The sequence below is a fragment of the Allobosea sp. ASV33 genome (assembly GCF_016428755.1).
Lineage (GTDB): Bacteria > Pseudomonadota > Alphaproteobacteria > Rhizobiales > Beijerinckiaceae > Allobosea.
This window is the reverse complement of the sequence record NZ_JAELTI010000060.1, coordinates 14,495-34,538: the sequence shown is the minus strand read 5'-3', so window position 1 is coordinate 34,538 and position 20,044 is coordinate 14,495. Positions and strand designations below refer to the sequence as shown.

Below are 20,044 nucleotides of genomic sequence, written 5' to 3'. Positions count from 1 at the left end.
AAGCGGGCGCCCCTCGGGATCGGTGAAGCGGCAATTGGCGAAGAGCGCGGGGCCGGGCGTCTCCGAACGGATGATCGAGCCGCCGTTCGGCGTCTCCGGCGAGTTCATCCGCCAGAACGGGCCGAGCAGGGCGGCGGCCGTCTCGGTCGCGCCGTTCTGGCCGTTGTTCAGCAGGCAGACCAGCGTCGAGAAGCCGATCACGTCCGAGAACAGCACGGCCTCGTTGTGGCTGTCATTGGTCGCCTTGCCGATGCGGTTGAGGACGTCGAGGCCCAGCTCGAACTCGTCTTCCGTCAGCCGGACCTCACGGGCGAAGGCATGCATGTGCCGCACGAAGGCCGACATCACCTCCCTGAGGCGCGCGTTCGGCGCCCGCGACATCGCATCGAGCGCGACCGGCGTCACTGCCGCCTCGGTCTCGATGATGTGGGAGCGGAGTGCCTGCCCCGCGCCGCCGGCCGCTTCCTTGGCTGCCATGGTGGTTTCCTCCGATGCTTATAGTGCGATCGATTGCATAACCAATTATGCAATCGATCGCACGTTGTCAAGCCGCGCAAATCATGCTCTGTTGCGGTGGTCGGTCCGCGCATCAGAATCGCAATGAAATCAGCAGCATCCCAAGCCGCACGCTCGGCGACCCTGCAGTCGATCGCCGAGGCTTCCGGCGTTCACCGCTCGACGGCGGCGCGTGCCCTCGATCCGGCCCAGGCCCATCGCATCTCGCCCGAAGTGGTCGAGAAGGTGAGGGCGGAGGCGCAGCGGCAGGGTTATCGCCGCGATGTCATCGCCGCGTCCTTGCGGACGGGCCGGTCGAGGCTCGTCGGCGTCGTGCTGCCAGATCTCGCCAATCCGGTCTTCGCGCCGATCCTCGACGGCGTCGGCGCGGCGCTGGCCGAGGCGGGCTATTCGATGCTGGTCGCCGATGGTGGAGCCGATCCCGCGCGCCAGACCGCGATCGTCGAGGAACTGATCGCCCGGCGTGTCGACGGGCTGGTGCTCGCCACGGCCAGGCGCAGCGATCCGGTCCTGACCGTCTGCCTCGATGCTGGCGTGCCGACGGTCCTGGTCAACCGTGCCGAGGACGAGGCGCGTGCCGCGACCGTGGCGTCCGACGACTTCTGCGGCATGCGGCTTGCGGTCGAGCATCTCGCCGGCCTCGGCCATCGCCGGATCGGACATCTGGCCGGTCCCGAAGGACTTTCGACCGGCATCCTGCGCCGCAGGGGGTTCGAGGCCGCCATGCTCGCCGCCGGGCTCGATCCGTCGGCGAGTGCCGTTGCCCGGGCCTATAACCGCACCGAGGGGCAGGCGGCGACGGCGGCTCTGCTCGACGCTTCGCCCGGCCTGACGGCGATCGCGGCCAGCAACGACCTGCTCGCGCTCGGTGCCTATCTGGAGCTGAAGCGGCGCGGGCTGTCCTGCCCCGGCAACCTTTCGATCGTCGGCCATAACGACATGCCGCTGGTCGACATGATCGACCCGCCGCTGACGACCGTCCGCATTGCCCATGCCGAGATGGGGCAGGCCGCTGCACAGCTCCTGCTGGAAAAACTCGCCGATCCCGCGGCCGAGGCCACGGTGAAGCTGATGCCGGCCGAACTCGTCCTGCGGGGGTCGACACGGGAGCCGGGACGGGGGCGTCACTGAGGCTCCTTTTCCCGGCGTTCCAATGCCGGCGAGGGAGGGATTCCGGCTAACTTTCGGCGCTCGCGTGCCCGCGAATTTCGGCAAGGAATCGACGAAACGGACAAGACGGCGAGCGGCGCCAAAAGCCAGCCTGCCGGACATGGAATGCCTTCCGTACTGAACGCCCCGGGCGGAGAGTTCGGCGATGAAAATCTATCTCATGTCGCTTGGCGCCGGCCTTCTTGTCGGCGTCATCTACAGCCTGATCAATGTGCGCTCCCCGGCGCCGCCCGTGGTGGCGCTGGTCGGCTTGCTCGGGATTCTGATCGGCGAGCAATTGCCGCCGCTCCCGACGACGATCACCACCGTCGAGACGAACAGCTTCTCCGGCCACACCTATCCCGAGCTTCTGGCGGTCTTCCCGCAGAACAAGATCCTCGAGCGGAGCTCGATGAACTCCTGGGACGACCAGAACGTGCGCGACGCGCTCGCCGTCAACGCCGCTGAGGGGCGCAAGAAGGTGGTGGTGTCGGGCCTCTGGACGGAAGTCTGCAACACGACGTTCGCTTTGTCCTGCCTCCACGATACGGATTACGAGATCTACATGGTGGCGGATGCCTCGGGCGGCACCTCCAGCGACGCGCATAAATACGCGATGGACCGGATGGTGCAGGCCGGCTGCGTGCCGGTGACCTGGCAGCAGGTCCTGCTCGAATGGCAGCGCGACTGGGCCCATCGCGACACCTACGACGCCGTGATGGCGATCGTGAAGGAGCATTCCGGCGCCTACGGCATGGGCGTCGACTACGCCTACACCATGGTCCACGACGCGCCCGAGCGCGTCGCCCATGGCGAGACCATCGGGCCGAACCCCGCCAAGATCACCAACTGAGCCGAACCGCCTTCGCGGGCGCCCGGGTGCGCTCGCGACGGCATTTCGCGCCCCGCCTCCGGGGCCGTCGCGCAGGGCGCCATCCGGCAACCGGGCGTCTTTCCGTCTGCGGCATTGCTCGCTATCGTCGGGGCCGGGGCGGAGCGGCGTCCGAAACCGGCGGCTGCGACCGGGCCGCGAAATCGCGCCGCGTGGTTGTTGGGGAGGGCGCCATGGAGATGACGGCGGCTGGCGCGTCCAAGGAATTCTATGGCCAGCGCGTCGCCGATCATTTCGGCATGGAGGGGCGCCTCGTCTCCCTGTTTCGTCTCGACGGACAGCCGGGGCTGGCCGCGACGCGGCTCTTCTGCGGGCGCCGTTTCCGGGAGCGTACGCAAACCGCCGATGGCGAGGGAGCGTTCTCCATCCTCCACCAGATCGACGACCTCGAAGGCCATGCCTGCTGGCGAGGTGGCCAGCGGCAGCGTTCGGGCGCGTTCCGCGCCAAATCCGTGAACGTCGTCGACCTGCGGGAAGACCCGCAATGGCAGTTCAAGGGGCGGTTCGACGCCCTGCAATTCTATGTCCCGGCGGAGGCTGTCGCGACGATCGCCGCGCAGCATGGCGGCCGGGTGGCGTCGAGCCTGCGCTGGGAGGGAGATGCGCGCGACGAGGTGCTCTGGGGGCTCTCGCATGCCCTGCTTCACGCCTGCGCCGCGCCCGGCGCGAACCAGTTGCTGGTCGATCAGCTAGCGCTCGGCCTGCTGGTCCATTTCGCGCAGGCCTATGGCGGGCTCGAAACGAACCCCTCCGCCCGGTTCGGGCAGCTCGCCGCCTGGCAATTGCGCCGGGCGAGGGAGATCATGGCGGCGCGCCTGGCCTCGAACCTGACGATCGCGCAGGTGGCAAGCGAGTGCCGGCTGACGCCGAGCCATTTCGCCCGCGCCTTTCGGCAGAGCACCGGGGTCGCCCCGCAGCGCTACCTGATGCAATTGCGGATCGCCGAGGCGAAGGAGCATCTGTCCCAGCAGCACCTGCCGCTGTCCGACATCGCCCTGATGTGCGGTTTCGGCGACCAGAGCCATTTCACGCGGGTTTTCCGGCAGCTCGCGGGGACGAGCCCCGGAGCCTGGCGCCGCGGCCAGGGCGACAGGCAAACCGGCCCGGACAAGCTTTCGCCCGCCTGAGCCGGTTCGTTCGGCGCTCCGTTGCATATCGTGGGGCAGACCCGCCGCCGTGGCGGCGGGTCTTTGGCTCGCTCAATCCTTGAGCGTGGGCAGGATGCGCTCGATCTCGGCACGCAGATGGGCGTGCTGCTGCGGCAGTTGCAGCGCCTCGCCGAGATGGGCGGTGTCCTCGTCCCGGGCGAAGCCGGGCTCGTTGGTCGCGATCTCGAAGAGCACGCCGCCGGGCGCCCGGAAATAGATCGCCCAGAAGTAGTCGCGATCGATCTGCGGGGTGACCTGGTAGCCGGTATCCATCAGGGCCTTGCGCACCTCGGCCTGAGCGGCCTTGTTGTCCACGGCGAAGGCGACATGGTGGACCGAGCCGGCACCCTGCCGCGCCCTGTCCGCACCCGGAAGCGTCTCGACATCGACGATATCGGCCCCGTTGCCGCCCGGCACGGCATAGCGCGTCACCGCGCCCTGCTTGTCGACGACCTCGTAGTTCATGAACTTCAGCAATTCGCCGGTCGCTCCTTCGTCCTGCAGGCGCAGGGTCACGCCGCGAAAGCCGTGGACGCCCTCGGAGGCCGGGACCGGCCCGCCGGCAAAGGGCGCACGCTTGTCGCCGGAAACGCCGACCAGTGAAAAGCCGTCCCCGTCCGGACCCTGGAAGCGCAGATGCTTCTCGCCGAACAGCTCGGTTTCACCGATGCCGCCGACGCCCGTCTTCTCCAGGCGCTCCTTCCAATAGGCCAGAGCCTCGGGCGCGACCGCGAACTGGGTCTCGCCGACCTCTCCGGTTCCGCGTCGCCCCCGGGGGATCTGCGCGAACGGGAAATAGGTCATCACCGTGCCCGGCGTGCCGATCTCGTCGCCGTAATAGAGGTGATAGGTGTCCGGCGCATCGAAATTGACGGTCTTCTTCACCCGGCGCAGGCCGAGCGTGTGCGTGAAGAAGCTGTTGTTGGTCTGGGCGTCCGCCGCCATCGAGGTGACGTGATGAAGACCCTTGATCTGCTTGAGCATGGCTTTGTCTCCGAATGCCTTGCCGGGGTTTCGCCCGGTGTTGGCAGGAAGATGGATCCGATTGCCCATTGCTTGAATAGTCGTTTTTGTCAGCTTATTGTTGCTCGAATTGCGATAATGGAATGGCCTCTTGATCGGTGAACTCGAAGCGGTTCGCGTCTTCCTGGCAGTGGCGGAGAAGCGGGGCTTCGCTGCCGCCGCGGCCGCTCTCGGCATGACGCCGAGCGCCGCCACGCGCGCCATCGCGGCGCTGGAGGCACGGCTCGGCGTGCAGCTTTTCATCCGCACGACGCGGACGGTGGCACTCACCGCAGCCGGCGCGCTCTATGCCGAGCGCGTGCGCCCGCTGACCGCAGGGCTGGAGCAGGCGGCGCAGGAAACCCGCGAGACGCAGGGGCTGGTCGCGGGCGCCCTGCGCATCGCCGCACCGTTGTCGCTCGGGCTCAAGGTGCTGCCGTCGGTGCTGATGCAGTTCGGGCTGGTCCACGCTTCCGTCCGGGTGGCGCTGAGCCTGACCGACAGCTTCGTCGACATCCTCGACGGCAGCGTCGATCTCGCCATCCGCATCTCGGGCGTACCGACGGACAAGTCGACGATCTGGCGCAAGCTCTGCCCCGTGCCGCGTCTCCTGGTCGCCGCGCCGGGCTATCTGTCGGCGCGCGGCGCGCCGGACCACCCCGAGGATCTGGCCGAGCACGATTTGCTGGCTTATGGCACCGACCCAGCGGGCGAAAGCTGGGAGCTGCGGCAAGGCGACAAACGCGTTGCAATGCGAGCGGCCGGCCGCTTCAGGGCCGATAGCGGCGACCTCCTGGCGGAACTCGCCGCCAACGGCGAGGGCATCGCGCTGCTGCCACGCTTCATCGTCGCCGATGCGCTGATTTCGGGGCAGTTGGTGCCCGTGCTGGAAACATGGCGGCCGGACGATCTCTGGCTGACGCTGTTCTATCCGCCTTACGAGCGCCTGCCGCTGCGCGTCGCGACCTTCTCGGACTTCTTCGAGGTCCATGTCACGCAGACAAGTCCGCTTTGAGGCGTAGGCGCTGAAGAGGCGGTTCGGCCGGGCTCGCCCGGCTCCATTGAGCGTGCGGCGCCTTTCTGCTTACAGTTCCGGCGCGAACGGGGTTCCGTGACGCTCCCGTCCAAACGATCGTGCCATTGTCCAAGACCTCCGTCAGAAACTGCCTTGGAATCGCTCTTCGGGCGCCGGGCGAGCCGGGCTGCGGCCCGCTTCGCACGCTGAACGTGCGATGCCGTCGAGGCGGAGGATCGCGACGATGACCGGGCGCGGGCTGCATCATGTCACCGCAATCGCCACGAATGCGTCCCGCAATCTCGATTTCTATACGCGGGTGCTCGGCCTGCGTCTGGTGAAGCGGACCGTGACCCATGAGGACCCCGGGGCCTACCATCTGATCTATGGCGACGAGGACGGCTCGCCCGGCAGCCGGCTCTCGTTCTTCTCCTGGTCGAGCGCCGCAGCGGAGCCGCGCTCGGACGGCTCCGAACATATCTCCTTCGCGATCGCGCCGGAGGCGATGGACTGGTGGGAGGCACGGCTCTCCGCCTGCAAGGTGACGTGCCGGCGCGTGAACGGGCCAGAGGGGCGCCTCGAGCTGGCCTTCGAGGATCCGGACCACACGCCGCTTGCCCTCGTCGGCGCTGAGCAGGCGCCCGTTGCGAGCCGGGCTCCACCCGATATCCCGCAGGCTTGTACCATCCGCGCGCTTCTCGGCGTGACCTTGAGCCTGCGTGGCACGGCGTTGATGGCGCGGATCCTCACGGAGGTCCTGGGCTTTGCCGAAATCGAGAGCGTGGGCGACCGGATCGTGTTCTCGGCCCATGGCGGCCCCGGCGGCCGGCTCTGCCTGCATCGGCGGCCCGAGCAGACGCGGCCCAGGATCGGCGCCGGCGCGATCCATCATGTCGCTTTCCGCGCCCGGGACGATGACGATCTCGCGGCGATCGCGGCCAGGCTGCAGGAGCGTCTCGGGATCGTCGCCGGCCCGGTCAAGGATCGCTATTATTTCCGCTCGCTCTATTTTCGCGGTCCCGACGGCATCCTGATGGAGGTTTCGACGGATGGCCCGGGCTTGCTCATCGACGAGACCCGCGAGGCCTTGGGGACCCGCCTGATTTTCCCGCCGAGCCTGCGGGACCGGCAGGGCGAGCTGTTGCGGATTTTGCCGCCGCTCGGCGAAAGCTTCGATCAGGCAGGATAGGCCAAGGCCGATCGAGCGGGCCTGCGAAAATGCCCTCAAGCGACCGTCGATATGTCGTATTATCCGATTCATGAATTTGCGGTCATTCGATCTCAATCTGCTCGTCGTGCTCGATGCTTTGCTCGATGAGGCGCATGTCAGCCGGGCCGCGGACCGGCTCGGCCTGTCGCAGCCGGCCGCGTCGGCGGCCCTGCAACGCTGCCGCCATCTGTTTCGCGACGAGCTTCTGGAGCGCGGGCGCGGCACCATGTACCTGACGCCGAAGGCCGAGGCCTTGCGCGCGCCGCTGAAATCGCTACTGGCCGGTATCGTCGACCTCGTCGCCCCGCCAGAGATTCCGCTTTCGGAGATCCATCAGTCGATCCGCATCACGACGGCCGACTACCCGGCACTGTTCGTCATCCCGCCGCTGCAGCGGGAGTTGCAGCGCTCCGCTCCCGGGATCGACGTGGTGATCCAGCCTTGGCATGGCGCCGATGCGGCCCGCACCGCGCTGGTGGACGGCACCAGCGACATCGCCATTGCAGTCCTGCCGCCGGCAGAGGACGATCTGCATCGCGAAGAGCTCCTGACCGAGCATTACCGCGTCGCCATGCGTGCGGGGCACCCGGCGTCCGGAACCTTCAATCTGGAGGAATGGCTGGCCTATCCGCATATTCTGGTGTCCGGCCGCGGCGATACGCGGACACCGGTCGATGCCGAACTGGCCGGGCGCGGTCTGTCCCGGCGCGTCGGTCTCGTCGTGCCCAATTTCCAGATGGTGCCGGGCCTGCTCCTGGGCTCCGACATGATCGCGCTGCTGCCGTCCCGAATCCTGCCCGATTTCACCGGGCTGGTCTCGTTTCCGCCGCCCATTCCGGTAGCCGGCTTCCAGCTCCATCTCGCCTGGCACCGCCGCCGCGCGAAGGATGCCGCCCTCCGACACGTCGCGGGAATTCTGAGCGGATTGCTGCGGTAGCGGGGATGGCAGCTTCGCCTTCGCCGCGCACCTTGCAGATACCGGCCCGGTAGGCGACAGGCGCGACCGGTCGCGGCAGTCAGATGGTGCGACCGGCGAGCATGCGCGTCAGCTCCGCCGCCGACATCGGCTTGGCAAGGGCAAAGGACTGGCCGGCCCAGAGCAAGGTGAAATCATCCCGGCCGGCCGCCTCGGCAGCACTGCGCAACGGTCCCAGCGCCGTGCCGGCGGTCGGGAAGGCCGGAGCGAGATCGGAGAGCGGACCCAGTTCCATCATAGCCCGGTTGACGATGCCGCGCGCCGGCCGGCCCGTGAATAGATTGGTGATCGCGGTCGGCCGCTCGCGCATGCCGAGCGCCTTGCGATAAGTCGGCGAGATGCTGGCCTCCGGCGTGAACAGATAGGCGGTACCGACCTGAACGGCGGCCGCCCCAAGCGCGAAGGCAGCTTCCACGCCGCGCCGGTCCGCGATGCCCCCGGCGGCGATCACTGGGACGGACACGGCATCGACCACCTGCGGCACCAGCGCGAACGTGCCGACCTGCTCGGAAACGCGGTCGTTGAGGAAAATGCCGCGATGGCCGCCCGCCTCGGCCCCCATGGCGATGACGGCATCGACACCGCGCTCGGCCAGCCAGAGCGCCTCGGGCACGGTGGTTGCGGACGCGATGATCTTGGCGCCGGTGCGCTTTACCTGATCGAGCAGCTCCGGCGCGGGCAGGCCGAAATGAAAGCTCACGACCTCGGGGCGACAGTCTTCGACGACCGTCGCAAGGGCGGCGTCGAAGGGCGTGCGCCCGCTCGGCGTCTTCGGCATGTCCGGATCGAGTCCGGCTTCGGCATAGTAGCCGGTCAGGCGCTTCAGCCAGACCGCCTGGCGCGCCGCGTCGTCGACGGGTGGCGTATGGCAGAAGAAGTTGACATTGATCGGCCGGCGCGTGGCCGCCCGAACCGTGTCGAGCGCGGCCCGCAGGCCTGCCTCGTTGTATTGCGCGCCGGCCAGAGAGCCCAGGCCGCCGGCCTCGCTGACGGCGATCGCCATCTCCGGCGTCGATGCCAGGGCCATCGGCCCCTGGATGATCGGCAATTCGATGCCGAAGAGGTCGAGCAGGCGCGCTTGGGCGGTGCTGGTCATGATCGTTCCTCAAGAGGCCGGACGGGCAGTGGCCATTCTCCGCCGCCACGCGCCGATCTCAAAGGCGAAGGTCAGCCCATCCACGGTGCAGGATTGAGCGAAACGGGTTCCGTGTGACAAGGCGGCGCGGTTAGCCCGACGCACGCCGCTCGTGGTATTCCTGGGCTGGCAACCTGCTCCGGCCTAAAATGTCGAATCCCAGCTCCTCGCCACCGACCGGCATGACGAGGCGGCAAATTCCGGCAGGGCGCTCGCCGGGTTCGCTTAGGCGGGTCGAGGGGGAGACGATGCAGCAGCGGCACACCGGCAGCGTCGTGACGTCCAACGGGAACCGTCACGGCCTCGTCGCGCGGATGCGCGCGCGCCGTTGCGTCGAGGTGCCGGAGAACCGAGGAAAGCCATGTGAATGGCTGGGGGACTAGGACCCTCAGCCAGTTTCACGGCACCAATTTTAACAAGCAGTTACGACTGCCGGGGTGAACGAAACAGGATGGTTTTGTAGCAAATGATTGTAGCAAACGTGGCAGGGGCTAGCGAGCGCTCTCCCCCCGGTATTTGCGGCAGTCGGCGAGCATGGCCTTTGTGGTGAAGAAGCCGGTCAAGCTCGTGTTCTCTCGCAGGATCTCGCGCATGAGCTCGTCGAATTCACCGTCGGTGTTGTAGGCGAGCTTGGCTTGGCCGAGGCGCAGTTGAATGAGCTTGGCGTTCAGCACCTGGTCGAGTTGTTTGTAGGCCACGGGCGAGCGATCGAAATAGAGCTCGATGCCGAGGGAAACGCCCGGCAGCGTGAACGGGCCTTGGCCGTCGAGGCTGAACTGGCCGTCGATTTTGTCGTGCAGCGACGGATAGGGCGCGCCCTGCGCGATCATGTCCTTCAGGAAGAAGTCGAGATGGGTGAATGTGCGTCGGCTCTTGGGGCAGACGAAACTCATCTGCTGGATCAGCGTCGTCGCGTCCTTGTTCACCGAGTAGCGGACATAGGATTTCAGATCCGGCCGCGTGTGCGCTTTGGTGGTGATCCAAAACGTGGTGACGGTAGCCGCGATCTCTCCGGTTTGGGGGGCAGGCTGCACTTGGGCGATCGCGCTGCTGCCGACCAAGGAGCAAGTCAGGGCAGCGGCGAGAAGGATAGCGGTTCTGGTCATCGGACACCTGGTGGCGGGAATAGACAGGCTTTGGCGGAGCGCGTGACCGTTCGGTCAGCGCATGTTCTTGAAGAAAATTGCCAGCATGCCGCCGACCTCTTCGCCCGTGCGTGGATTGCCGGCGAAATTGCCTTCGACAAAGACCAGCCGCTTCTCGTCGGGATAGTGCTCGACGTAGAAATCCCAGGCTGGCTTGCCCGGCGCCTGGCAGCTCAGCGTCGAGGGGCCGGAACGCGGCCCGCCGGCATTGTCGAAGGCGCAGGACCAGTTCTGCATCTTGGCGAACTCGTAGAAGAGCCGGAACGGGCCGAGGTCGCGCTGCTCGCCCTGGACGGTGACTTCGATGGTCGTCGTCGGCGGAAAGTCCATCGGCCGCCATTTGATGCGCGGCACCTGGGCGACGGCGGCGGTGGCCGCAAGGCAGGCGGCGATGATGAGGGGCAGGCGCATGGTCGAGCCTCGCGGTCGGCTGAAGAGATGCGGGTTGCTGGCGCGGGGCTCGCTCAGTCGTAGAGCACGGCGAAAATGTCGCTGAACGGCTTCCCCTTCCATGCATTGCTGTTCATGCTCGCCAGGCTGAAGCTGCGTCCGTCCGGATTGACGGTCCATTGGATCTCGACCGGCTCGCCGACCGGCCAATAGGCATCCTCGGCCCAGGTCTGGACCACCTCGCGCATGAGAGTGAAGGTCGCCCGCAGTGCATCGCAGGCCGCCAGCGTCGTCTGCTGTGCGCAACCATGCTTGTCCGCGATCGGTTGAAGCCGGTTGCGGGCCTTCAGGTGGTCGATCGCCGTCTGGTAGTAGGGCAGCAGCGTATCGTAGCTGCCATAGCGCGCATTGATGTCGTTTTCGGTCGCGGCCGCGTTGACCGGCCGCATGAGCTGCTCGATCGCATTCGCATGCAGGCTCGCATTGATCTTGCCCGTGAATTTCACCACCGTCGCGCCCTTGTCGGAGGTGAAGGCCTGCCACTCGGCATTGTCGAAGCTGGCGGCGAGCGCCTTGCCGATGGTCGTGCTGGAATAGCCGGTCATGTAACCGTCGCGGACCAACGCGACGTAGCCGCCCCAGCCGGGCAGATTGAGATGTGGCACGACGGCTGCGGCGATGACGAGGGCGAACGCCACGATAGGCGCGATGAGATTGACGCCGCCGGTCTGCCTGGCCTTCGCCAGCGCGGCCGTCTGGTCCCGTTCCTGGCGCAGGGCTTCCCAGCGCTTGCGGACGGCATCGAGATACCAGGCGTTGCCGTAGAGCGCGAAGCCGACGCCCAGACCGAAGGTGGCGAAGAGGAAACCGCGGGCAACCGAGGTCGGGACGCTATCCGGCAGCAGCACATAGGCGAGCTGGAAAGCCAGGACGATGCCGCCAAGGACGTAGAACTTGCGGTACAGCAGCCAGCCATAGGGCAGGAACAGCGCCGGCCAGTTCCATGAACTCGTCGTCGCGATCTTCGCGGGATCGCCGCCGGCCTTCGCCAGAATGGCCCGCCACTTTGCGAGATAGTGGTCCTGCTTCCTGCCGATCAGCGCCTTGGCGAGCTCGCTGTCCAGGAAGTCGTTCGGCTCGGAAGTGGGCTGCTCGGACTTGGGCGGGAGGGCCGGCGGTTCTATGGCCGGCAACGGCGGTGGGAGGATCGGCTGCAACGGCACAAGCTCGGTATCGCCGAGCCGCTTCCACTCGCTGCCGAAGGCCGCCGTCCAGACGAGATTGGCGAGGCCGATCGCCCCGCTCGCCACTATCGCTCTCAGCTCGTCGCCACTAACCGGCCCGCCGCGTTCGCCGTTCTTCTCGTAGTACCAGTCGCTCACGCCAGTCAGCCCCATCCTCTAAATCGCCCAGGATGGGGCAGCCCAAGCGCTCGCCCGGTTCTGCTTCCCCGGCGCGTCTTCGCTGATCCGCGACTTTCCCAGCCCTTCCCGTAGGTTCACGCCCACCGGGATGTTGTTGCGTCGGAAGACGACGCGTGACGTTGGAAATCTTCCTCCCGTCGATTGTAGAGAATACTCCGTAGCCGAATACTCGACAAGGCGCTGCCGTCCCGCGGATGGAAATTCGTGAGGTCCTGGCATTGAATCTGCGGAGGCTGCGACAGGCGCGCGGCTTGTCGCAGGAGGAATTGGCGCATCGCGCTGGCATCGACCGCACGTATGTCAGCTCGCTGGAACGCAGCGTGTACGCGGCGGGAATCGATGTCGTCGACCGGATAGCGCGTGTTCTTGGTGTCGAAGCCGCCGACTTATTGAAACGTCCCGACTAGTATCAACTTTGGCGCCGCTAGCCTCTGGCGAATGCAGCTTGATAAGTACGGCTCTCCCCGTCACTTTGCGTGGTGAGAAACGCCCCTCGCTTTGCGAATTGCGTCAGATAGCTGAAACGGTGATGTTCAGCTCCTTGAGCAAATACGATTCTGCTGTTGGCAAAGCCAGATATCGGTGCCCCCGCCGCGATCATCGCCGTTGCGAAGGCGGGCTAAGAGATGCCAAGATTCCTGAGAATCTTGGGGGGCCGCCGCATCCGAATTTGCGGCGCTCGATAAGCTTTGAAATTCGATCAAGCCTATCTTGGCATTGAAAGTATCGTCGCCTCTGGCGTCCGGTGTTGATTATTAAGGAATAGGCGTGAAAGCGGGGCGATCGGGCATCAGAGATAACCGCAGCAGGGGAGCGGTCCGCGAGTTCATCACTGAACGCGCGGTCCCTGGCAGCCGCCTGTCGGTTGTCTCGGCTTATTTCACGACCTTCGCTTACGATTGTCTCCGCACGACGTTGGACAGCGTCGGGCAGATGCGCTTCCTCTTTGGTGAGCCGAGATTCCTGAAGGACGCGGACAATGCAGGGCTTGTCCCGCCCGCCTTCTCATTCGATGAGTCTGGGCTACGCCTCACTGACCAAATCAGGCAACGGCCCGCGGCTCTACGCTGCGCCCAATGGATTAAGGACCGAGTCGAGATACGTTCGGTCAGGCGTTCCGGCCTGTTGCATGGCAAGCTGGTCCATATCGATGACGGACGCCGTCCGCATGCCATACTTGGCAGTTCGAACTTCACAGCCAACGGGCTCGGGTTGGGCGATTCGTCGAACATCGAGCTCAATTTGGTCGTCGATAGCGACCGCGATCGAGAGGATCTGCTGGCCTGGTTCGACGAGCTGTGGAGTGACACGAACCTTACCGAGGATGTGCGCGAGGAAGTGCTTCGCGCCCTACAAGCCAGCTACGCCCACGCTGCTCCCGAGCTCGTCTATTTCAAGACGCTACTGCACCTATTTGGCGACTTCCTGGCCGATCAGGCGACGGAAGATGCGCTGATACAGCAGACTGCGTTCGAGCAAACAGCGATCTGGCGCGCGCTGTTCGATTTCCAGCGTGATGGCCTACGTGCCGTGCTTGCGAAGATCGAGAAGCATGGGGGTTGTATCCTCGCCGACAGCGTGGGCTTGGGCAAAACCTTTACCGCCCTTGCGGTCGTCAAGTGGTTCGAGAAGCGCAACAAGAACGTGCTAGTGCTCTGCCCGAAGAAGCTGCGCGAAAATTGGACGGAGTATCTCGCCACCAACAACAGCGAGATGAATCCGTTGCGCGAAGACAGGTTCGGGTACACCGTTCTGTCCCACACCGACCTCTCGCGCGAGAGAGGGAAAGTCGGTGACATCGATCTCGCGCGGATCGAATGGGGCAATTACGATCTCGTCGTAATTGACGAATCCCACAATTTTCGAAGCGCATCCCGGAACAAGAGCGGAGGCGGGCGTCGTAGCCGCTACGAGCGGCTGCTGGATGACGTAATCAAGGCAGGGCTTAAGACCAAGGTCCTGCTGCTCTCGGCCACGCCGGTGAACAATGATTTGGGTGACCTGAAAGCTCAACTCGACCTGATCTCGGCAGACAGAGGCGACGGCTTCGCGAGCCTGGGCGTTCCAAGCTTGGGCACGCTTATCGGCGGCGCGCAGCGGCGCTTTGCCGATTGGGCAAAGAGCGGCAGTCGCGACGCCGGCGAACTTTTGAACAAGCTGCCGCCCGCGCTGTTTGGCCTGCTCGACGGTGTGACTATCGCGCGTTCCCGCAGGCACGTTGAGCGCCATTATGCGGCTTCGATGCAAAAGATCGGCGGTTTCCCAAAGCGGGCCGCGCCAGAATCTGTTTTCGCCAGCATCGACAGCCGAGGTGGCTTTCCGGGGTTCGAGGACGTCGATGCCGCGATCAGCAAGCTGGAACTCGCACTTTATGGGCCGCTGACGTTCGTGCTCCCGAAGTATCGCGCGCTGTATGACACGGGCGGAAACTTCGATCAGGCCAATCGCGAAAAATATCTCGTCGCGATGATGAAGGTCGGCTTCCTAAAGCGGCTGGAAAGCTCTGTAAGCTCGTTCCGCCAAACGATGGACCGGATGATCGCTCGGATCGACCAACGGCTCCGCGATCTCGATAGCTTCGATGCGACGGCTGCGATCGACACGCTAGCTCCGGACGAGATCGAACTGGACGAGGAGCTGGAAGAAGCTTTCGAGGTTGGCGGCGCGCTCAAATACAACCTCGCCCATATCGACCGGACAGCGTGGAAGGCGGCGTTGACACGCGATCGCGAGCGGATCGCCGCGCTTGCCAATGAAGCGCACCAGGTCACGCCCGATCGCGATGCCAAGCTGGACCGACTTAAGGACGTCATCCGCGCAAAGGCAGCTAATCCCACGACCAATCGCGATGGCGAAGCCAACCGCAAGATCATCTTATTCACTGCCTTCACCGATACCGCCCGTTATCTCTATGAGGAGTTGCTGCCTCTCTCGCGCGAATGCGGGCTGCAGGCCGCGCTGGTGACAGGTGACGGCTGCAAGACAACGTTCGGCAGTGCGCGCTTCCAGGACGTGCTGGTCAATTTCGCGCCCCGAGCCAAGCGCCGCGCGTCGATGCGCGGCGCTGAAACTAGCCTTGAGATCGACCTACTGATTGCCACGGATTGCATTTCCGAGGGCCAGAATCTTCAAGACGCCGACCTGCTGGTGAATGTCGATATTCACTGGAATCCGGTGCGTCTAATCCAGCGCTTCGGAAGGATTGATCGGATCGGCAGCCGCAACACTACGATCCGTATGGTCAATTTCTGGCCGACAGAGGACCTAAACAAATATTTGCGCCTCAAGGATCGGGTGGAGGCACGCATGGCGTTGGTCGATCTCTCGGCAACTGGCGAAGATGATCTGCTCAACGCACGCGCTGAGGCCGATGGCGATGCGCGCTGGCGTGACGAACAATTGCTGCGCCTGAAGAATGAAGTGTTCGATCTGGAGGAAACAGGCGGAGGCGTGACACTGGCCGATTTTGCGCTTGATGATTTCCGCGCCGACCTGCTCAGCTTCGCGCGCAGCAATGAACAGGCGCTGCGCGCCGCGCCGCTGGGGCTCCACGCGATCGTGCCCAATGAAATCGTAGGTGGCACCCTCGATCCTGGTGCCATCTTCTGCCTGCGCCGCCGCCCGCCTGATCCAAATCCCCAGCAGGCTAAGATTAACCCACTCGATCCTCATTATCTTGTCTATGTGAAGGATGACGGCACGGTGCGCCTCGGTTTTGGCCATCCCAAGTCGATCCTGGAGGCGTATCGAGCGCTCTGCATCGGGCATCGCGAGCCTTTCGAGGCATTGTGCAACGCATTCGACGATGAAACCGGCTATGGCGAGAAAATGGAACGATACGACGCACTGATCCGCGCCTCAGTTGCCTCGATCGGAGAAACATCGGCGACGAGGGCGCTGGCGGTCTTGGCGGGCGCACGCGGCGCGCGTGTGCCCGACGAAGGCACGCAGGCCCGCGCCAGCCTGGACTATGATCTGATCACCTGGCTGATTGTCCGCCCCGGGAACGTTGCGGCATGAGCCACACGTCTGAACGTCTCGCTGCGATCCGCAACGCGGTTCGCGGGCTTACCGGCGCCGACCTCGAGGGCGCTGGCCGCGCACTGCTAGAAGCGATGGGCTATCGCAGCCCCAAGACGCTGGATGCCCCCAGCCGCCCCGCCGATTTTCTCGTGGCGTTGGGCATGGAAACAACGCGCTTCGACACGCTCGACCGTTGGCGCGGCGTGCATTTCCTGTTCCAGCTCACTGGCGATGAGCTTCCTGCTCTGTCACGTGGCGGCGCCCCAGCGACCGGCGGGACGTTCCAGCGCGGCGCAATCGATTCCTTTGTCTTCCTCGCGATCGACCTCGATGACGGTGGCTGGTCGCGCCGGCAACTCGTGGCAATCGTGCGCGCACTCAATCGCGGATTCTCGATGCCCGTCATCCTGCTGTTCCGGCAAGGCGGCCAGGCGACGCTGGCAGTGATTGATCGCCGTGCTAACCGCCGTGACGCCTCGCGCGACGTGGTCGGAGGACGCATCAGCCTTGTCAAGGACATCGACCTTGCGAATCCGCACCGCGCTCACGTCGAGATCCTGGCCGACCTGTCGCTCGCCGCGCTCGCCCAGCGCAAGACACCTTCGGATTTTCGCGCGCTCTACGATCTGTGGCTCGACACGCTCTCGGCCGCAGAACTCAACAAACGTTTCTACGAAGAACTGGCCACTTGGTTCGCTTGGGCGAGCACCAGCGCACCGCTGTCATTCCCCAAAGGGCAAGGCCATGGCGAAGGCACCAGGGAGACCGCGCTGATTCGCCTCCTCACGCGTCTCATGTTCGTGTGGTTCATCAAGGAGAAGCGGCTGGTCCCGGCGGAGCTTTTTGATGCCAGCGCGCTCGCTAGCCTTCTGAAGGAGCCACCCGCCACAACGCCCGAAGGCCATGGCTACTACCTCGCCGTTCTCCAGAACCTGTTCTTCGCCACGCTCAATACCGAAATGCCCGAGCGGCGTTGGCGGCAGGACGCTGCCGGGCAATCGAAGGACTATCTGGGCCACCATGTTTATCGCCACGCCACGCTCTTCGCCGATCCAGACAAAGCGCTGGATGCATTCGCCAGCGTACCTTTCCTGAACGGCGGCCTATTCGAATGCCTCGATACCGAGATCGCCGCCGACGATGCGCGCGCTGCTCTTGCTGATCGGGAAAACGTGCGTCTGATCCTCCGAATTGACGGCTTCTCTGATCAGCCAGACAGGCAGCCGCGCCTGCCCAACGCGCTATTCTTCGGCGGCGCGAAGGGCGTCGATTTATCCGCCTGGTTTGAAAAGGCCAAGGCGCCGCGCAACGTGCCTGGCCTGATCGATCTGTTCGAGCGCTACAAATTCACTGTCGAGGAAAACACGCCTCTGGAGGAAGAGGCTGCGCTCGATCCCGAGCTGCTGGGCAAGGTGTTCGAGAACCTGCTCGCCTCCTACAATGAGGACACCAAGACAACAGCGCGCAACAAATCGGGTAGCTTCTACACCCCACGCGAGGTCGTCGATTTCATGGTCGACGAGGCGCTGGTCGCCTGGCTGTTGCCGAAGCTTCCTCGGGAGCTGCCTTTCGGGGCTATGCGCCCGCGCGCACCTGGGCTGGACTTCGGCGCCATGCCCGGAGAGTTGGGGCTCGAGCAGCCTCCGGCCGATGCCCGCGCCGCGAACGACGGCGATGAGAAGCGCCTCCGCGATCTGCTCAGCTTTGCCAGCCGCTCGCATGACTTCAGCTCTGCCCAGGTCGATGCTTTGATCGCGGCAATCGAAAGCTGTAAGGCAATCGATCCCGCCGTGGGGTCGGGGGCCTTCCCGCTTGGCCTTCTCCAGAAGCTCGTGCACATGCTCGATTTGCTCGATCCGGGCGGCGAGAAGTGGAAGGCGCGCAACCGGCTCTATTATGAGCGGCGGCTCGCTGAAGCCGACACCATCCCCGCCGCCAACGAGCGCGGGGCCGAGATCGAGAGGGCCAAAGCCGCGCTAGCCGATTTCGACGCCAAGTTCGAAAGCGGCCACTATCCGGATTACACGCGCAAGCTGTTCCTGATCGATCGCTGCCTGCACGGTGTGGATATTCAGCCGATCGCCGTGCAGATCGCGAAGCTGCGGTGCTTCATCAGCCTGGCGGTCGAGCAGAAGGAGCACCCCGACCGCCCCAACCGCGGCATCACGCCTCTGCCCAATCTGGAGGCAAAGTTCGTCGCCGCCAACACGCTTACGCCCTTACACCGTCGTGGCCAGGCGGGACTGGTGAGCCAAGACTTGCTGACCAACCAGCGCGCGCTACGTGAGGCCAACCGCGCCTTTTTTGCCGCGCCTAATGGCGCCGCCAAGCGCGCGGTGCAGAAGAAGATTGCGGCCCTGCGCAAGGAAATTGCTGTCGAAGTGGCGCGCGACCACACCTTCGCCGGCGACGACGCCAAGAAGCTTGCCGCCTGGGATCCGTTCGATCCCAACGCCTTCGCGCCCTTCTTCGATGGCGAATGGATGTTTGGGCTCGATGCCTCGGCCGAGGAAGGCTGGTTCGATATTGCCTTCGCCAACCCGCCTTATATCCGGCAAGAGAAGATCGAGAGCTTCCGCGTCAACGACAAGCCAGTGGTTGCCAAAGCTCAGCTCAAGGCAGACTATAAAACCTTCGTCGGAACGGCGGACATCTACGTCTATTTCTACGAACGCGCGCTTCGCCTCCTAAAATCGCAAGGGGCACTAGCCTTTATTACTTCAAACAAGTGGTATCGCGCCGGATACGGCAAGGAGCTGCGCGCATGGCTTTCCACCCATGCGCGCATCCTGAAGATCATCGATTTCGGCGATGCGCCTGTGTTTGAAGCGATCGCCTATCCAACCATTCTGGTTGGCACCCGCAAATCCTCGCCCGGCATGCCTCGGTTGAACGAGACAATCCAATCGCTTAACTGGACGCCGATTGAAGGCGAGGATCCCAAGGAATCGGTGAAACGGTTCCCTGAGCGTTTCGCCGTCGAAGCCTTCGCGATGCCGCAAGCCGATCTCTTACCGGGCGGGTGGCAGTTAGAACCTCAGGCCGAACGCGAATTACTCGCGCGCCTTCGCGCAGGCGGGACGCCGCTCGGCGAATGGTGTCGGGGGCGTTTTTACTACGGCATCAAGACTGGACTGAACGAAGCCTTTGTGGTCGACGGCGCCAAGCGCGCCGAACTGATTGCCGCAGATCCGAAAAGCGACGAGATCATCAAGCCCTTCCTCCGCGGTCGCGATGTGAGGCGGTGGAAGGTGGAACCGGCGGACAAGTGGCTGATCTTTACGCGACGCGGCATCGACATCGACGGCTATCCCGCGGTCAAGAAACACCTCGAAGAGTATCGAGGTGCCCTGGAACCAAAGCCAGAACATTGGAAAGGAGCGCGTTGGCCGGGGCGAAAGGCCGGGTCATACATGTGGTACGAAATCCAAGACAACATTGCATATTGGCAAGAATTTGAAACGTCGAAGATTCTTTATCCCGACATTTTTGAACGCCCATCCTTTGCGTGGGACGATGCGAAATACTTTGCTGGAAACACGACTTATTTTATTCCAACGAAATCAAAATGGTTGACCGCATATCTGAATAGTTCGGTGTTTGACTGGTTCTATAGGCAAGTCTCCAACAGCATTCGAGGCGGTTATCTCCGCGCATTCTCTGATGTGATGGAGAAGGTTCCCGTGCCGAAGGTCGCCCCGGAAATCGAATCTGCGATGGAGTTGTTGGTAGAAGTGCTTCAGGCATGTCCAGCTCAAGGAGCCCGCCTCGAAGCTCTCATCAACGCCTTCGTCTGCGAGATGTTCTTCGCCAACGAGCTCCATGGGCGCAATCTGCGCCCCTTCGACACCGCGCGCGCCGCTGGGTTGATGAACCTTGTCGGCCTGGAAGGTCCGGCCCTCGTTCGCGGCGCCGACGACTGGTCCCGTCACCTAGCGGACCCCGCCCATGCTCTCTACGCCACGCTCTTCGACCTGCAATCCATCGACGCGGTGAGGATCATTGAGAGTCGGACCTGA

The 20,044-nt window shown here is 64.3% G+C and carries 14 protein-coding genes and 2 pseudogenes; 10 read left to right on the top strand and 6 right to left on the bottom strand.

What is annotated here, in order from left to right:
* Positions 1-477 (bottom strand): dioxygenase (locus JHD80_RS17365; RefSeq protein WP_282568406.1); only part of this gene is annotated, 477 nt, incomplete at its 3' end.
* A 123-nt stretch (positions 478-600) separates the two neighbouring features.
* Here JHD80_RS17365 and JHD80_RS17360 point away from each other — a divergent pair.
* From JHD80_RS17360 to JHD80_RS17350, 4 genes and pseudogenes are all read left to right on the top strand, one after another.
* A complete protein-coding gene (locus JHD80_RS17360; RefSeq protein WP_199089823.1) occupies positions 601-1,647 on the top strand; it encodes a LacI family DNA-binding transcriptional regulator in 1,047 nt (348 codons plus the stop codon).
* A 184-nt stretch (positions 1,648-1,831) separates the two neighbouring features.
* Positions 1,832-1,996 (top strand): annotated as a pseudogene (locus tag JHD80_RS28795) (DUF1427 family protein); the annotation flags it as partial.
* Positions 1,973-2,518 (top strand): annotated as a pseudogene (locus JHD80_RS17355) (isochorismatase family protein); the annotation flags it as partial. The pseudogenes JHD80_RS28795 and JHD80_RS17355, both read left to right, overlap by 24 nt.
* Before the next feature lie 212 nt (positions 2,519-2,730).
* On the top strand, positions 2,731-3,684 hold the full coding sequence (locus JHD80_RS17350) for an AraC family transcriptional regulator (protein ID WP_199089819.1): 954 nt from the start codon (positions 2,731-2,733) through the stop codon (positions 3,682-3,684).
* 72 nt (positions 3,685-3,756) lie between these two features.
* Here the strand turns inward: JHD80_RS17350 and JHD80_RS17345 are convergent, their stop codons facing one another.
* Positions 3,757-4,689, bottom strand: a complete 933-nt coding sequence (locus tag JHD80_RS17345) for a ring-cleaving dioxygenase (protein WP_199089817.1) — start codon at positions 4,687-4,689, stop codon at positions 3,757-3,759.
* A gap of 133 nt (positions 4,690-4,822) precedes the next feature.
* Between JHD80_RS17345 and JHD80_RS17340 the strand changes: the two genes are divergently transcribed.
* The 3 genes from JHD80_RS17340 to JHD80_RS17330 all read left to right on the top strand — a co-directional run bounded on the left by JHD80_RS17340 (position 4,823) and on the right by JHD80_RS17330 (position 7,869).
* Positions 4,823-5,722, top strand: a complete 900-nt coding sequence (locus tag JHD80_RS17340; RefSeq protein WP_199089829.1) for a LysR substrate-binding domain-containing protein — start codon at positions 4,823-4,825, stop codon at positions 5,720-5,722.
* Positions 5,723-5,966: 244 nt separating this feature from the next.
* The gene (locus JHD80_RS17335) at positions 5,967-6,911 is read left to right on the top strand and encodes a VOC family protein (protein ID WP_199089815.1); all 945 of its coding nucleotides are present in this window, start codon (positions 5,967-5,969) and stop codon (positions 6,909-6,911) included.
* A gap of 70 nt (positions 6,912-6,981) precedes the next feature.
* The gene (locus JHD80_RS17330) at positions 6,982-7,869 is read left to right on the top strand and encodes a LysR family transcriptional regulator (protein WP_199089813.1); all 888 of its coding nucleotides are present in this window, start codon (positions 6,982-6,984) and stop codon (positions 7,867-7,869) included.
* 79 nt (positions 7,870-7,948) lie between these two features.
* Here the strand turns inward: JHD80_RS17330 and JHD80_RS17325 are convergent, their stop codons facing one another.
* From JHD80_RS17325 to JHD80_RS17310, 4 genes are all read right to left on the bottom strand, one after another.
* Positions 7,949-9,004: an NAD(P)H-dependent flavin oxidoreductase gene (locus JHD80_RS17325; RefSeq protein WP_199089811.1), complete on the bottom strand. Its 1,056-nt coding sequence runs from the start codon at positions 9,002-9,004 to the stop codon at positions 7,949-7,951.
* Positions 9,005-9,534: 530 nt separating this feature from the next.
* Entirely contained in the window at positions 9,535-10,149 is a 615-nt protein-coding gene (locus tag JHD80_RS17320; RefSeq protein WP_199089810.1) for a hypothetical protein, read from the bottom strand.
* A 54-nt stretch (positions 10,150-10,203) separates the two neighbouring features.
* On the bottom strand, positions 10,204-10,599 hold the full coding sequence (locus JHD80_RS17315) for a hypothetical protein (RefSeq protein ID WP_199089808.1): 396 nt from the start codon (positions 10,597-10,599) through the stop codon (positions 10,204-10,206).
* Positions 10,600-10,652: 53 nt separating this feature from the next.
* Positions 10,653-11,975, bottom strand: coding sequence for a GYF domain-containing protein (locus tag JHD80_RS17310; RefSeq protein WP_199089806.1), 1,323 nt, complete (start codon positions 11,973-11,975; stop codon positions 10,653-10,655).
* Positions 11,976-12,196: 221 nt separating this feature from the next.
* On the opposite strand from JHD80_RS17310, the gene JHD80_RS17305 reads away from it, so the two are divergent.
* The 3 genes from JHD80_RS17305 to JHD80_RS17295 all read left to right on the top strand — a co-directional run bounded on the left by JHD80_RS17305 (position 12,197) and on the right by JHD80_RS17295 (position 20,044).
* A complete protein-coding gene (locus JHD80_RS17305) occupies positions 12,197-12,409 on the top strand; it encodes a helix-turn-helix domain-containing protein (RefSeq protein WP_199089798.1) in 213 nt (70 codons plus the stop codon).
* A 361-nt stretch (positions 12,410-12,770) separates the two neighbouring features.
* Complete coding sequence (locus tag JHD80_RS17300) at positions 12,771-16,022, top strand: helicase-related protein (RefSeq protein WP_349237294.1); 3,252 nt, start codon at positions 12,771-12,773, stop codon at positions 16,020-16,022.
* Positions 16,019-20,044, top strand: coding sequence for an Eco57I restriction-modification methylase domain-containing protein (locus tag JHD80_RS17295; RefSeq protein ID WP_199089796.1), 4,026 nt, complete (start codon positions 16,019-16,021; stop codon positions 20,042-20,044). Before JHD80_RS17300 ends, JHD80_RS17295 begins: the two co-directional genes overlap by 4 nt.